The sequence below is a fragment of the Halococcus morrhuae DSM 1307 genome, assembly GCF_000336695.1.
Lineage (GTDB): Archaea > Halobacteriota > Halobacteria > Halobacteriales > Halococcaceae > Halococcus > Halococcus morrhuae.
In genome coordinates this window covers 1-14,841 of the sequence record NZ_AOMC01000123.1, presented here as the reverse complement: position 1 = coordinate 14,841, position 14,841 = coordinate 1, and the positions used below count along the sequence as shown (strand labels likewise).

Here is a 14,841-nt window from a genome sequence, read left to right as displayed (position 1 = left end):
ACGGCGAACAGCTGCTGGCGGTTCATGGGTCGACGAGTGCAGCGAGCGATTAGTCGGTTTCGGCCGCCGGCAGCACGTGCAGCCCCGCACGACTCTTGAGCACCGGGATGGTGTCGGCGTCGGAATCGAGATACGACGGCCGCGGGATCGTCTCCGCCACGTAGGTTTCGGGGTCCAACACCTGGACGGCTCGCTCGTCCTCGACGGCGACGAGCGTCGTCTCCTCGGCGTCCGCGCGCCGGCCGAGGCGGGTCGCCTCGGGCGCGATCCCGTCCTCGAAGGCGGCCTCGTAGGGCTCGCCCGTCGTCACGCGCACGCCCTTCAGGTTGCCACGGACGCTCTCGACCAACACCGGTCCGTCGTCGTCATCGACGTCGATGACGTCGCCCGGTGTGAACTCCGGCAGATGGACGGCGTAGGTGACGCGATAGACCTCGTTGCCGTCCTCGTCTTCGGTGACGAGCGTCGCCGATTCGTCCATCTCGCCGCCGAATCGGCGGACGATGCGTTCGGCGACGCCCTGGCCGAGTTTGGTCGCCGAGAGCTTGACGTCCGCGCCGTCGCTCGTCTCGTCGATCTCCGTGATGAAGGCGTCGCGGTCGCCGTCGGCCTCGCGCTCGGCGACGTAGTCGGTGACGATATCGAGCGCACGCTGGGTCTCCTGGTCGGTCGGCGTGCGCCCGCGCGCTCGGATCTGGACGGTGCTCGCGTAGTAGTCGCCGGCGATGCGCCCACAGCGCGTGCAGGTGCCCCGCGAGATCTTGACGGGCACCGTCACGTCCTCTTCGATCGGCTCGCCGCGGACGATCGCCGAGAGATAGCAGTGCATTCGGACGGTGTTCTCGTCGACCTGTTCGGGATCGACCTGCCACGAGAACTCGTCGGCGGCGACGTGGACGCTGATGGCTTCGGTGACCTCGTCGATCGCGACCTCGGTGTAATCGCGTGCGCCGACATCGACCCAGCGGTTGCCGCGCCTGACCGCCCCGCAGGTCGCACAGACGAGCACTTCGATGCGGTCGGGTGCGTCGACGAGCTCGAACTCGTCGAAGTAGCAGGTCGCACAGAGCGGCGTCCGTTCGCCGTTCTCGCGTTCGATCTCGACGGGATCGCCACAGCGGGGACAGAACTGGCGTGAGTGGCTCATTGGCCATCGTAACGCCTCCTGGCGGTTAAACGGCGTGTCACGCGCGTCTCGATGCGTTTCTCCCACGACTGGAGCCCCGGCTGCCGCTGCGATTCCCGGTCGAGAACGACGGAATCTTATGAATCGAGCGCTTACTTCTGGTTCATGGAATGGAAGACTGATTGGGGTCTTCGGGCCCGGATGGGACTGACGATGGTCCTGTTGCTCGCGCTGTACGCCGTCTTCCTCGGCGTGCTCGCGTACTCCAACATCGGGCTCGTCGGGACCGTGGGGATCATGGCGCTGTTCATGGGTGGACAGTTCTTCTTCAGCGACAAGCTTGCCCTCCGAAGCATGGGTGCCCACGAGGTCTCCGAACAGGAGTATCCCGAACTCCACGCCACCATCGGCCGGCTCGCCCAGCAGGCCGATCTCCCCAAACCCACCGTTGCGGTCTCGGACACGCGAACGCCGAACGCGTTCGCGACCGGGCGCTCGCCGTCGAACGCGACCGTCTGCGTCACGACGGGGATCATGAACACGCTCGACCGCGAGGAGCTAGAGGGCGTGCTGGCCCACGAGCTCTCACACGTCAAGAACCGCGACGTGATGGTGATGACGATCGCGACGTTCCTCTCGACGCTCGCGTTCATGATCGTCCGCTGGGGCTGGCTGTTCAGCGGCGACAGCGACGAGGGCGGCGCACCCGTGATGGTCGCCGTTCTCGTCTCGATGGTCGTCGGCGTGGTGTCGTTCCTGCTCGTGCGCGTGCTCTCGCGCTACCGGGAGTTCGCCGCCGACAGGGGTGGAGCGGTCATCACCGGCAAACCCGCGGCGCTCGCCTCCGCGCTGATGAAGATCGACGGTCGGATGGACAAGGTGCCGTCCGACGACATGCGAAATCAGGCCGACATGAACGCCTTCTTCATCATCCCGGTCAGTGCCGGCGCGCTCGGCAAACTGCTCTCGACGCATCCCTCGACCGAGAACCGCATCGAGCGCCTCCGCGACATGGAGCGCGACCTCGAAACGGCCTGAATCGGCGAAACGCTTTTTTCACAGTCTCGTGAACCGATCGTATGGGGAGCCTCGCCGACTGGTTCGACCCGCACAGCGCGAGCGGGATTTTGGCCGTCGTCTTCGGGTTCGGGGCCGCGATACAGGCGCTCGAACTCCTCACGACGCTCGCGTCGACGGCCCCGCCGGTCGCTGGGATCGTCGTGATCTTTCTCGGATTTTTCGCCTATATCGCGTGGGCGACCGTACACAACGAGGAACTCGGCGACGACGAAACCGATACCGAGGAATCAACGCGTGATCGCGATGCGCTGGCAGTGTTGAAGGAACGTTACGCACGCGGTGAACTCTCCGAGGCGGAGTTCGAACGGCGCGTGAAACTGCTGCTGGATGTCGACGAACTGGCTGGCGACAATCGGGAGCGCGAACTCGAAACAGCCTGATTACGACACGATTTGGGAAATTCTGTCGATCGGTTATCGAGCCCTTGGTGTCTGGATCGAGATCTTGATCCACGATGACCGCAGCAGCCCACATACCTCCCCAACCGATTCGCTCACTTCGTTCGCTCATCCCTCGCGCGAGTCGCGCCTCCGGCGCTCCCGCGCGCCGACCGCTCCGCACTGGGGTTCGTCGTATCACTTCGGTTTTTACCGCTGGCGCACGGATCGTGGGCATGGGACTTTTCGATGGATTGCGATCGGCGCTCGGGATGAGCGCGGAGGCCGATGCGACGCGCGATGCGGACCCCGAAGACCTCTTCGGGATGAGCACGGCCCACCTCACGATGGAGGCCGATCTCGGCTTCGAGCCAGCGAGCGTGGCCGCGCTCTGTTTCTCGGGCGTCGACAGCACGGATTTCGCCGACACGGTCGAGGAGGTCGAGGCGATCCTGGACGCGGGCGAAGTCGAGACGGGGACCGAAGCCCGATTCGTCGACGACTCGCACGGCTACGAATGGGTCGTGCTCGAAGACTCGGATTTCGAGGATCTCGTGACGAGTGTGCACTTCGCCGCCGACACGCTCATCGAGCGCGGCTACGGCTCGCGACTGCTCGCGGCGCTCTTCGGTTTCGAGAAGAACGGCCCCGTCTACTGGGTCTACTCATTCCGCCGGGGGGCGTACTACCCGTTCGCGCCACGGCCGGGCAACGAGCGCGAGTCGTCCGTGGAGTTCAAACTCGAATCCGTTCTCGACGGTGAGCTCGATGTGGAGGGGGACAAGGAGTACTGGTATCCGCTCTGGCCCGACACCGGAACCCACCCCTGGGAGTGAGCGAAACACCCCTCGCTTCACTTTCGCCGAGCTGTTAACGAGGCTTTATCACCGAAGCCGCACAACCCGGTCGTATGGCAGCAACCGAAGATCTAGAGAGCCTTCCTGGCGTCGGTCCGGCGACCGCGGACAAGCTCACCGAATCGGGGTTCGACTCGTATCAGGGCATCGCGGTGGCGAGCCCGGGCGAGCTCTCGAACACGGCGGACATCGGCGAGAGCACGGCCGCGGACATCATCAACGCCGCGCGCGACGCCGCCGATATCGGCGGGTTCGAGACCGGCGCGGACGTCCTCGAACACCGCAACGAGATCGGCAAGCTCTCGTGGCAGGTCGACGAGGTCGACGACCTGCTCGGCGGCGGCGTCGAAACCCAGTCGATCACCGAGGTCTACGGCGAGTTCGGCGCTGGCAAATCACAGGTCACTCACCAGCTCTCGGTCAACGTCCAGCTTCCCAACGAATACGGCGGGCTGGAGGGCAGCGCCATCTTCATCGATAGCGAGGACACCTTCCGCCCCGAGCGCATCGCCGAGATGGTACATGGGCTCCCAAACGACGCGATCGCCGCCGCGATGGACCAGCGCGAGATCGAGGGCAGTCCCGAAAGCGACGAGGCGATGGACGAGTTCATCGAATCGATTCTCGACAACATCCACGTCGCCAAGGCGTTCAACTCCAACCACCAGATTCTCCTCGCTCAGAAGGCCCAGGACATCGCGAGCGAGCACGAGGACTCCGAGTGGCCCGTCCGACTGGTCTGTATCGATTCACTCACCGCTCACTTCCGCGCCGAGTACGTCGGTCGTGGCGAGCTCGCCCAGCGCCAGCAGAAGCTCAACAAACACCTCCACGACATCGACAAGGTCGGCAACCTCTTCAACGCCGCCACGGTCGTCACGAACCAGGTCGCCTCGAACCCCGACTCCTATTTTGGCGATCCAACCCAACCGATCGGCGGCAACATCCTCGGCCACAAGTCGACCTTCCGGATGTATCTCCGCAAATCCAAGGGGACCAAACGCATCGTCCGCCTCGTGGATGCTCCGAACCTCGCCGACGGCGAAGCCGTGATGCGCGTCGAGGGAGAGGGACTGAAGCCGGAATAGAACCCACTTTTTTACTCGTCGGGTTCGCGCGGAGCGCGAACCACTCCTCGCAAAAACCTGGACTAAAAACATCCGCTCACTCGCGTTGCTCGTTCGCGGTGAACCGCGCTCACTACGTTCACGCGGATGCGACGCTTTCCGTACCAGCCGCACGGCACCGCCGAAGCCCTCACTCGCTGCGCTCACGGCTCACTGCGTTCGCCGTTTGCGTGGCGGCGCATCACTCCGTTCACGCCGCCCGCTGCTCGTTCGCCCTTCATCCACCAGGCCGCACAGCACCGCGGCAGCCGCCGACCACATTCGCTAAGTGTGGCCGAACCGAACACCGACCTATGGAGCACCGCGAACTCGGTGATTCGGGGGTCGAAGTATCGACGGTCGGGTTCGGCGCGTGGGTCGTCGGCACCGACTGGTGGGGCGACCGCGGCGAGCAGGAGAGCATCGATCTGGTCCAGCACGCGCTCAATCAGGGTGTCACCTTCTTCGACACCGGCGACGTCTACGGCCACGGGCGCAGCGAGGAGCTCATCGGTGAGGCGCTCGGGGATCGCCGCGACGAGGTCACCATCGCCAGCAAGGTGGGCTACGACTTCTACAACAACCCACAGGCCGGCCACGGCGAGATTCCCAAGGAGATGACGCCGGAGTACATCCATGAGGCGGTCGACAAGAGCCTCGACAGGCTCGACATGGACCATCTCGATCTGCTCCACCTTCACAACGCGGACGTCGACGAGGTGGACGAGGACGTTCTGGCGGCCATCGACGAACTGCGCGAGTCGGGCAGAGTCGACGCGATCAGCTGGGCGCTCGGCCCCTCGATCGGCTGGCTCGCCGAGGGTGATGCGGCGATCGCCAACGAGTTCGATGCCCTCCAGGTCGTCTTCAATGTCTTCGAGCAGACGCCGGGAGCGCACTTCATGGAGACCATCGACGATCTCGACGCATCGACGAGTATCCTCGCGCGCGTTCCGCACTCCTCGGGGCTGCTGAACGAGCAGGTCAGACCCGAGACCGAACTTGGCGAGGGCGACCACCGCGGGTTCCGACCCGACGAGTGGTATGACACCGGCTGGGAGAAAGTCGAGAAACTGCGCTTCCTCGAACGTGATGGCGAGCGTACGATGGGCCAGGCCGCTATCCAGTGGCTGCTCGCCCACGACGACGTCGCCTCGGTCACGCCGACGTTCCGGACGACCGACGACGTCGACGAGTGGGCCGCCGCGCCCGACACGCCCGCGCTCTCGGACGAGGAACTCGACCGCGTCGCCGATCTCCACGCCCGCGACTACGATATCAAGCGCGACGACGGGATGGCCGGGTTCCGCTCGTCGGTCGACGGCACCGATCTCGAAGCGGTCGGTGCGACGTACGCTGGCGACTAAGTCTGCATTTCTGTTTCTCTCGGCTGCTGCAGCAGCCCGCCGCGGTTGCGGCGGCGGTGCGGTTTGCGGTCCTGGCGGATGAAGGGCGAGCATCCCGGAGGGATGCGAGGGCTTCTGCGGTGCTGTGCAGATGCGGTTGCGGAAGTGGTGCGGAAAGCAGTTGCATCCGCGCGAGCGGAGCGAGCGCGGTTCGCCGCGAACGAGGCCGAAGGCCGAGTGAGCGGATCTTTTTAGTCCAGGTTTTTGCGAGTAGTGAGGGACCTCCGGTCCCTCATACCGTGCGAGCGGGCCTTCGGCCCGCGAGCAGAGAGTGGTTCGCGCGGAGCGCGAACCCGACGAGTAAAAAAGTGGGTGTTCTAGAGCCCTTCGAGCGAGCGGAGCTTTTGTTCTATTTTCGGCGGGGCGGCGCTCGGGCCGTCGCGCACGCGGTGATCGGGGATGAGGATCGGAATGGGGTTTTCGTCGAGGGCGGTGCGGACGTGGTCGCGGTCGTCGTCCGCGTCGAGTGTGGGGATTTGCCGCGCGAGCTGTTCGACGGTGGTCTGGTCGCCGTAGGCGAGTTCTCGAACGGCATCGAGCACCGCGCGCTGGTCGGTCGGGATGGTGAGCGCGAGTTCGATGTCGTCGAACTCGTCGGGTGCACCAGCCAGATATTCGAACAGTCTGTCGAGCAGCGGGTGTTCGGTGTCGGCGTCGGTCGCGAGGCTCGCTGGAAAGCTCACCGAGAGCACGCGATCGCCGGCAATGCCGACCTGCACGCAGCGATCGAGGTAGTCGGATTCGCGCGCGTAGATGCCGGCTGCCTCGCTCATGTCGGGGATAGCGCCGTGTCGACCTTCAACATTCTGTCCGCGGGCGGCGCGTGACGCAAGCTTTATGTACAAATAAGTGCCTTGATGTACAACAATGAACGCCAGCGAGGGAGTCGCTCCCGCAATCGAGTCGATACTGGCCGCTGCCGACGAACGCGGCGGTGGCGACCGGCGGTTGTCGGTCGCCGCACGATCGCTGCCCGCGGCGCTCGCGGCGGCCGAGGAGGACGGTCGAGTGCCCGTCATCGGCGAGGTCAAGCCCACGAGCCCGACGACCGACGGCCGGCGCGACGACGATCCGGTGGCGCTCGCCGAGGCGCTGGTCGACGGCGGTGCGGCGGCACTCTCCGTCCTCACCGAACCCGATCACTTCGGTGGGTCGCCCGACGCCCTCCAGCAGGTGCGCGAGACCGTTTCGGTGCCCGTCCTCCGGAAGGATTTCATCCGTCGTGAGGAACAGCTGGACATCGTCGAAGCCGACGCCGTGCTCCTGATCGCACGGTTCGTCGACGACCTCGCGGGACTCGTTATCGCGGCGCGCGAGCGCGGGTTCCAACCGCTCGTCGAGGTCCACAGCCGCGCGGAGCTCGACGATGCGCTCGCGGCCGGGGCGGGGATCGTCGGGATCAACAACCGCGACCTCGCACGCCTCGACGTGGATCTCTCGACGTTCGAGGAGCTCGCACCCCACGCACCCGAGGACGTGACGCTCGTCGCCGAGAGCGGTATCGCCAGTCGAGACGACGCTGCACGAATGCGTCGTGCCGGGGCCGACGGGCTGCTCGTCGGCAGCGCGCTCATGGACGGCGACGTCGCGGCGAACACCGAGCGGCTCGTGGGGGCGAAGCGATGAGCGACGCCGACGCGAGTGAGACGTCCGGCAAATTCGGCGAGTACGGTGGCCAGTACGTCCCGGAGGCGCTGATGCCGGCCATTTCCGAACTCGACGACGCCTACCGTCGATACGTGCTCGACAACGAGGACGGGTTCATGGACGATTTCCGGGCGCGACTCCGCGACTTTGGCGGGCGACCGACACCGCTCCAGCACGCCGAGACGCTGAGTTCCCGATACGGGTTCGACGTCTATCTCAAACGCGAGGACCTCCTGCACGGCGGCGCGCACAAACTGAACAACGCGCTCGGGCAGGTGTTGCTGGCGAAATATATGGGCAAGGAGCGCATCATCGCCGAGACCGGCGCGGGCCAACACGGGACGGCGACCGCGATGGCTGCCGCTCATCTCGACATGGACTGTGAGGTGTTCATGGGCGAGCGCGACATCAACCGCCAGCGTCCGAACGTCTTCCGCATGCGGCTGAACGGTGCGGAACTCAACCCGGTGAGCACCGGCAGCGGCACGCTGAAGGAGGCCACCAACGAGGCGATGCGCGAGTGGGCGACCACGGTCGAGGACACCCACTACGTCATTGGGTCGGTCGTCGGACCGCACCCGTTCCCGACGATGGTCCGGGATTTTCAATCGGTTATTGGCACAGAGGCGAAACGCCAGGCCGAGGAGCAGATCGGCGGCCTTCCGGACAGCGTCGTCGCGTGTGCCGGCGGCGGTTCGAACACGATGGGCGCGTTCGACGCGTTCGTCGACGACGATACCGTCTCGTTGGTCGCCGTCGAGGCCGGCGGCAGCGGACTGAAAATCGACGAAGAGGAAGGTCTCGCGCCCAACTCGGCGTCGTTGTCGATCGGCGAGGAGGGCGTTCTCCACGGTGCACGCACGAAGCTCCTACAAAATCAGGACGGTCAGATCCTGGAATCCCACAGCGTGAGTGCGGGTCTCGACTACGCGGGGGTCGGTCCGGAGCTCGCCGATCTCGTCGACGATGATCGTGTGCAAGCGGTCTCGGTCGACGACGACGCCGCGCTCGAAGCGTTCCATCGCCTCTCGCGGACCGAGGGGATCATCCCGGCGCTCGAAACCTCCCACGCGCTCGCGTATCTCGAAGACGCCGAGGACCTCGGCGAGAACGTCGTGGTCAACGTCTCCGGTCGGGGCGACAAGGACCTCGAAAGCGTCGTCGAGGAGACCGAAAAGCGCGATATCGACGGCGCGCCGTCGATGGGGGTGTTCGAATGAGCGCCATCCATGCGGCCTTCGAGGACACCGACGCGGCGCTCGTCCCCTACATCACCGCCGGTGATCCGACTCCCGACGCGACCGCCGCACAAGTACGCGCGCTCGCCGCTGGTGGTGCCGACGTCATCGAACTCGGGCTCCCGTTCTCGGAGCCGATCGCCGACGGACCGACGATCCAGAACGCGATCCAGCGCGCGCTCGACGCCGGCATGACGCCCGATCGGTTCCTGGATCTCGTTTCGGGGCTCGACGTAGACGTCCCCCTCGTCTGTATGACCTACTTCAATCTCATCTATCAGTACGGCGACGACCGCGGCATCGAGCCGTTCGTCGAGGCTGCCGCCGACGCAGGCCTCGCGGGGCTCATCGTCCCTGACCTCCCTGTCGAGGAGAGCGACGCGCTGAAAGCCGCCTGTGACGCGCATGGGCTCGATCTGGTCTTCATCGTCGCGCCGACGACGCGCGGCGAGCGCTTGGAGCGGGTTCTGGAGCGGGTTTCGGGGTTCGTCTACGTCCAGGCTCGCCTTGGGACGACCGGTGCGCGCGCGGACGTGAGCGATCAGACCCACGACTCGCTCGCACGACTTGCGGAGGCCGACGTCCCGCGTGCTGTCGGCTTCGGTGTCTCGAAAGGCGAGCACGCCCGCGAGATCGTCGCCGCCGGCGCGGAGGGCGTCGTCGCCGGCAGCGTCTTCGTCGATATCATCGCTGAAAAGGGGACTGACGCCGCCGACGAACTGGAGACGACGGCGCGCGAACTGAAGGAGGGCGCGGTGGCGGGGGTCGCGCCGCGACCGGAACGAACATAACCACCGTGGCACCGACTGTCAGTATGCACGCCGGTACGCACGCACGACTCGATCGCATCGGAACCGACGGCCGCTACCTCGTGGTACCGATGGATCACGGGCTCACCCTCGGGGCGGTCGCGGGGCTCGCGGACATCGAATCGACGATCGACGCGGTGACACGCGGCGGCGCTGATTCGATACTCACACAGAAGGGTATCGCGCCGCGGGTCCATCCCAACAGCAACGGCGCGGGCTACATCGTCCACCTCAACGGTTCGACGGCCGACGGCCCGGACACGAACGACAAACGACTCACTGGCACCGTCGAAGGTGCGATCCGGGCGGGCGCGGACGCCGTCTCGCTCCACCTCAACGTCGGCAGCGAGACCGAGCCGAACCAGATCGAGGACCTCGCACGGCTCACCGAGCAGGCCACAGAGTACGGCGTTCCCGTGCTCGCGATGACCTACGCACGCGGCCCGGGCGTCGACGAGGCCGATCCCGAACGGCTCGCCCACGCCGCCAGACTCGGCGAGGAGCTCGGTGCCGATCTCATCAAGACGGGCTACTCGGGCGATGCCGAGAGCTTCGAACGGGTGACCGGCGCGACCCGCCTGCCGGTGCTCATCGCCGGTGGCGACCCGGCCGGCGATCGCGCCTCGCTCGAAGCCGTCCGCGGCGCGATGGACGCCGGTGCGGCGGGCGTCTCGATGGGGCGAACCGTCTTCCAGCACGACGATCCCGAGGCGATGGCGCGCGCGGTCTCCGGCGTCGTCCACGACGACCTCCCGACCGAGGAAGCGCTCGACCGCGCCGGATTGGCCGTCGAGGCGTAGCGGCGGAGCGAGTTTCCACCCGATCATTCCTTCAATTGCATTCTTCCAAACACGACCGCACTTCGGGGTAACCCATCGGCCCCTCACGACGAACCCATATTATGCCAGCAGAAGACTTATTAACTAACGAAACGTTTAGTCAATGTGGAGCCGATCACTGCTCCGCCCACGTCGGGATGACGGGCGGCCGTTGCGTGGCATCACCCGCATCGTTCAGAATTGGTCCGCCGTCATCCCCCGTTGGCCCCGTTTCGTGACACTACTTCGTGGAGTGACAACGTTGTGTAACGAACGTGATTTCCGCTCACAGCGACCGCTTTCGCCACGTTCAAGCCTGCCCGCTTCGACCGCCACGACATGACACGGACGGTCTGGCTCAAGGCGGACGGCTCGGTCGGCGATTGGGAAAGTCGCAAGCGGCGCATCACCACCGGTCTCGAGGCCGGCGTCGACTGGGTGCTCTGTGACGAGAGCGATGTCTCGCGCGTGCGCGAACTCGGTGCAGTCTCGGTCGCGGCCTTCGGCGACGGCAACGGCGTCGACGTCATCGACACCGGCGACGCACCGGACGCGACCGTCGTCGGCAAGGACAGCGAGGGCGACGGCTCGGTCGACCTCCCGCCCGACCTCTCGGGATCGGCGGATCTCTCGACGCTGCGCCGCGACGAAGCCGATGGGGCCTACGTCCGCATTCTCGACGACGATTACGAGGCGTTCGCCGAACAGGCTGCCGACGCGGCCGAGCACACGATCGTCGTCGGCGAGGACTGGACGATCATCCCTCTGGAGAACCTCATCGCGCGCATCGGCGACGAGACCGAGCTCGTCGCGGGCGTCGAGAGCGCGGCGGAGGCCAAGACCGCCTTCGAGACGCTCGAAACGGGTGCCGACGGCGTGTTGCTCGACAGCGACGACCCCGACGAGATCCGCGAGACCGTCGAGATCCGCGACGCGGCCGAACGCGAGACGCTCGATCTCCAGTGGGCCGAGATCACTGCCGTCGAGCAGGTCGGCTCGGCCGATCGGGTCTGCGTCGACACGGGGTCGCTGATGGAGGGCGACGAGGGGATGCTCGTCGGCTCGATGAGTCGAGGACTGTTCTTCGTCCACGCCGAGACCGCCGAATCGCCCTACGTGGCCTCGCGGCCGTTCCGGGTGAACGCCGGGGCCGTCCACGCCTACGCGCGCACGCCCGGCGGCGGGACGAAGTACCTCTCGGAGCTCGGCAGCGGCGACGAGATTCAGATCGTCGACACCGAGGGCCACGCGCGCGAGGCGCTCGTCGGGCGGGCGAAGATCGAGCGCCGACCGATGTTCCGCATCGAGGCCGTCGTCGGCAGCGACATCGACGACGCGGAGGGTGGCGAACCCACCGGCGACCGGATCGAGACGCTGCTCCAGAACGCCGAGACGATCAAGGTCGCCACCCGCGAGGGACCGCGCGCGGTGACGGAGCTCGAACCCGGCGACGAGGTGCGCGTCTACTACGAATCGACGGCCAGACATTTCGGCGAGGCGGTCGACGAGCGGATCGTCGAAAAGTAAGTCAGCATTGGAGCCGCAACCCGAACGTCGAGCGGACGATTTTTTCGCTCGATTCGGGCTGAACTGTTAAGAGTTTGCGCCACGTACGTGGTATGGTAGCATGAACGACCGCATCGTCTTCACGCGCGAACCGGCCGCATTTCTCCGCGAGATGGAGTGCAACGTCGTCGAGACGTACGATTTCGGGACGAGCGGGGCGGCCTACATCGAGTGCGAGGCCGACCACGAATCGACGATCGCCGACGACGACCGCGTGCTCGATCTCGAACCGAACATGACCGTCGAGCCGGATCTCGAACCCGCCGCCGTCAGCGAGGATCCCGCGGCGGTGGCGACGATCGAGGACGTGCGCGAGCTCCACGACGTGCCCACGGACGACGCCACCGGCGAGGGGCTGACCGTCGTGGCGATGGACTCGGGGATCGATCCCGAACATCCGGTCTTCGAGGACAAGAGCATCGAGCAGGTCGACGTCACGGGGTCGGGCGAGGGTGACGCGGTCGGACACGGGACGGCCGTGCTGGGTCAGATCACCCGTCTCGCGCCCGACGCGTCGCTCGTTGCGCTGCGGATCTTCGGCGAGGAGGGCCAGACGAAGAACAACGTCATCATGCGCGCCTACGAGTGGCTCCACACCAACGTCGAGGAGTACGACGTCGTCAACATGTCGTGGGGATCGAGCGAGACCTCGAACGCCATCAACCGGACGCACGACGAACTCGTCGAGAAGGGCATCAGAGACGTCGTATCGGCCGGCAACTCGGGCGAGAAGTCGGGCAGCCCGGCGACCGCCGAGCGTGCCTTCTCGATCGCAGCCTGCACCGAGGACGGGGCGATCGCGGAGTTTTCCTCGTACAACCCCGACCGCGACAACCCCGACGTCGCGGCCATCGGCAAGGACAACCGCCTCGCGCAGGCGTCCGGCACGGCGATGGGCACGGAACTCGACGGACCGTGGGTCAAGGCCTCAGGAACGTCGTTTTCGTCCCCCGAGGTCGCTGGCATGGTCGCAAAATATCTGACCGTCGATCCGGAGACAGCGCCGGAGCCGATCATGCGCGAGTTCGAGGCCGCAGCGCGGGACATTCCGGAGCAGCCGCGCGACGGGGCGGGACTGGCCGACTACGCGGCAACGGTGAACGGGGAGTGATACTGTCGGAGGGATACCACGACCATCGCACAGATCGACTCGCTTCCCGTCCCGACGTTTGAGGGCGGCTGATGGAATACGTCCCTCCGACAGTAGCGTCAGTCGAACTCGCGGACGAGCACGAGCGCGTCCTCGCCGTCGGCGTAGTAGCTCGTCGCGGTGCTGCGGTGGACGAAGCCGTACTGTCGGTAGAGCGCGAGCGCGGGCTCGTTGCTCTCGCGGACTTCGAGCTTCACCCGCCCGACCTGCTGGCGGTACATCGCGTCCAAGGAGCGTTCGAGCAGCGTCGCGCCGATCCCCCGTCCGCGATAGCTGGGGTCGACCGCGATGTCCTTGACGTGGCCGACCGGTCGGCCGCGCTGGCGTTCGCTGTCGGCGACGACGTAGCCGGCGATCGCGCCCGTCTCACCGCCGTCGTCGACGTCGGCGACGAGAAAGCCCGGGATCCCGAGAAAGCGCTCGAAGGCACGGTAGGGCCACGGCTGGGCGAACGAGGCCTTCTCGATGCGAAACACCGCGAGAAGGTCGGCACGGACGGCCTCGCGGGTCCGGGTGGGCTCGACGGTCGTCACACGATCGGTACGGTGACGTGTCATAAGAACACTCCGGCCGGTTTCGAGGGGTCGTAAGAGATATACCGAATCCGATCCGCGTGGGGACATGGGACTGATGGACGACATTCTCGGGGGTGGCAGTACCCGACAGCGCCAGGCTGGCGGCGAGTACGTCCCCCTCGATATCGACGACATCGAGGGTGGCGTCGAGGAGGCTTCGACGAAGGTACATATCGCGCGCATCGAGGGCCAGCGCGACGTCATCGACATCAAAAACGCCATCTACGACGGCGACATCGTGATCGCGGATATCACCCGCCACACCGCGACCGATCGCACGATGGAACGCATCACGCAGGACCTTCAGGAGATCACCCGCGAGGTCGGGGGCGACATCGTCCAGAAGGCCGACGATCAGCTCATCATCACGCCCGCCTCGGTCGGCATCAGCCGGACGAAACTCGGCGAATAGGCCGACTTTCGCCATCGGATCGGAACGAATCGCCTTTTCGATAGCACGAATCGCGCAGCAACCGGTGCATCGATCGGTCGATTCGGTCTACTGGTCTCCTTTGGACACCTCCTCACCCGGCTGGAGGGTTGCCCACAGCTCGTCGTTCTGGTAGATCTTCAATGTCGCTGTTCCGTTGTTCGTCACCTTTGTGAGCCTGTGGTCGGACGAGTACGAATCGGCACCGCCGTCGGCGACGAATCCAGCGGCACCGGGGATTTCGTCATCTGGATAGCTATTCGAAAAGTCGGGATGTTTTGCCGTTTGATAGGGGTTCGCCCCATACTCCACGTATATGGGGTTGTACGACTCGCTTTTCGACCAAAGCGAGTAGTTCGATGCACCATCGTCGGCGGCTTCGACGGTAATCGTGTTGTTACCCTTCGGTGGTGCCGACGGGCCGAACTCCTCTTCGACCCCCTCGCCGGGAGCAACGGTCCGTGTTTGGTTACCGTTAACGTAGACGTACAACGTCGCGTTCCCGTTGTTTCTGAAGGAATAATGCGGAATCTCACCGGGGCTACCACCGTATGTATAGTAGCTATCTACGGCCGTGTTTAATCGCATGACGGAAGTGGAATTTCCTGTTTTGCGGCCTCCTTAATGTTGTACACCGCACACATCAACGCGATCTC

16 protein-coding genes are annotated in these 14,841 nt (G+C 65.5%); 12 read left to right on the top strand and 4 right to left on the bottom strand.

All coding sequences use genetic code 11. The annotated features are described in order from the left end of the window. Positions 1–49 precede the first annotated feature (49 nt). Positions 50–1,147, bottom strand: coding sequence for a 60S ribosomal export protein NMD3 (locus C448_RS09855; protein ID WP_004054345.1), 1,098 nt, complete (start codon positions 1,145–1,147; stop codon positions 50–52). 144 nt (positions 1,148–1,291) lie between these two features. Between C448_RS09855 and htpX the strand changes: the two genes are divergently transcribed. The 5 genes from htpX to C448_RS09830 all read left to right on the top strand — a co-directional run bounded on the left by htpX (position 1,292) and on the right by C448_RS09830 (position 5,913). Then, positions 1,292–2,164, top strand: a complete 873-nt coding sequence (gene htpX / locus C448_RS09850) for a zinc metalloprotease HtpX (RefSeq protein ID WP_004054343.1) — start codon at positions 1,292–1,294, stop codon at positions 2,162–2,164. A gap of 41 nt (positions 2,165–2,205) precedes the next feature. Then, the gene (locus tag C448_RS09845) at positions 2,206–2,586 is read left to right on the top strand and encodes an SHOCT domain-containing protein (RefSeq protein WP_004054341.1); all 381 of its coding nucleotides are present in this window, start codon (positions 2,206–2,208) and stop codon (positions 2,584–2,586) included. 233 nt (positions 2,587–2,819) lie between these two features. Next, positions 2,820–3,419: a PspA-associated protein PspAB gene (pspAB, locus tag C448_RS09840; RefSeq protein WP_004054340.1), complete on the top strand. Its 600-nt coding sequence runs from the start codon at positions 2,820–2,822 to the stop codon at positions 3,417–3,419. Between the two features lie 74 nt (positions 3,420–3,493). Continuing rightward, on the top strand, positions 3,494–4,528 hold the full coding sequence (gene radA / locus C448_RS09835) for a DNA repair and recombination protein RadA (RefSeq protein ID WP_004054338.1): 1,035 nt from the start codon (positions 3,494–3,496) through the stop codon (positions 4,526–4,528). 332 nt (positions 4,529–4,860) lie between these two features. Further along, complete coding sequence (locus tag C448_RS09830; protein ID WP_004054336.1) at positions 4,861–5,913, top strand: aldo/keto reductase; 1,053 nt, start codon at positions 4,861–4,863, stop codon at positions 5,911–5,913. A gap of 356 nt (positions 5,914–6,269) precedes the next feature. Here the strand turns inward: C448_RS09830 and C448_RS09825 are convergent, their stop codons facing one another. Continuing rightward, the gene (locus tag C448_RS09825; RefSeq protein WP_004054334.1) at positions 6,270–6,725 is read right to left on the bottom strand and encodes an MGMT family protein; all 456 of its coding nucleotides are present in this window, start codon (positions 6,723–6,725) and stop codon (positions 6,270–6,272) included. Between the two features lie 94 nt (positions 6,726–6,819). On the opposite strand from C448_RS09825, the gene trpC reads away from it, so the two are divergent. The 6 genes from trpC (at position 6,820) to C448_RS09795 (ending at position 13,141) form a co-directional block, all read left to right on the top strand. Beyond that, complete coding sequence (gene trpC / locus C448_RS09820) at positions 6,820–7,578, top strand: indole-3-glycerol phosphate synthase (protein ID WP_004054332.1); 759 nt, start codon at positions 6,820–6,822, stop codon at positions 7,576–7,578. Further along, entirely contained in the window at positions 7,575–8,819 is a 1,245-nt protein-coding gene (gene trpB, locus C448_RS09815) for a tryptophan synthase subunit beta (protein ID WP_004054329.1), read from the top strand. Before trpC ends, trpB begins: the two co-directional genes overlap by 4 nt. Beyond that, positions 8,816–9,628, top strand: a complete 813-nt coding sequence (trpA, locus tag C448_RS09810) for a tryptophan synthase subunit alpha (protein WP_004054327.1) — start codon at positions 8,816–8,818, stop codon at positions 9,626–9,628. The genes trpB and trpA overlap by 4 nt, the downstream gene beginning before the upstream one ends. Before the next feature lie 23 nt (positions 9,629–9,651). Then, positions 9,652–10,446, top strand: coding sequence for a 2-amino-3,7-dideoxy-D-threo-hept-6-ulosonate synthase (locus C448_RS09805; protein ID WP_004054325.1), 795 nt, complete (start codon positions 9,652–9,654; stop codon positions 10,444–10,446). A 357-nt stretch (positions 10,447–10,803) separates the two neighbouring features. Beyond that, positions 10,804–11,991, top strand: coding sequence for a 3-dehydroquinate synthase II (locus C448_RS09800; protein WP_004054322.1), 1,188 nt, complete (start codon positions 10,804–10,806; stop codon positions 11,989–11,991). Between the two features lie 100 nt (positions 11,992–12,091). Beyond that, positions 12,092–13,141 carry a S8 family peptidase gene (locus tag C448_RS09795; protein WP_004054321.1) on the top strand — a complete coding sequence of 350 codons (1,050 nt, stop codon included), beginning with the start codon at positions 12,092–12,094 and terminating at the stop codon, positions 13,139–13,141. Between the two features lie 98 nt (positions 13,142–13,239). On the opposite strand, the gene rimI is transcribed toward C448_RS09795, so the two are convergent. After that, positions 13,240–13,737, bottom strand: coding sequence for a ribosomal protein S18-alanine N-acetyltransferase (gene rimI, locus C448_RS09790; protein WP_004054319.1), 498 nt, complete (start codon positions 13,735–13,737; stop codon positions 13,240–13,242). Between the two features lie 64 nt (positions 13,738–13,801). On the opposite strand from rimI, the gene C448_RS09785 reads away from it, so the two are divergent. Further along, positions 13,802–14,167, top strand: coding sequence for a cell division protein SepF (locus tag C448_RS09785; protein ID WP_004054317.1), 366 nt, complete (start codon positions 13,802–13,804; stop codon positions 14,165–14,167). An 87-nt stretch (positions 14,168–14,254) separates the two neighbouring features. Here the strand turns inward: C448_RS09785 and C448_RS09780 are convergent, their stop codons facing one another. After that, positions 14,255–14,773 (bottom strand): hypothetical protein, encoded by a 519-nt coding sequence (locus tag C448_RS09780; protein ID WP_152415564.1) that lies wholly within the window; start codon positions 14,771–14,773, stop codon positions 14,255–14,257. Positions 14,774–14,841: the final 68 nt, after the last annotated feature.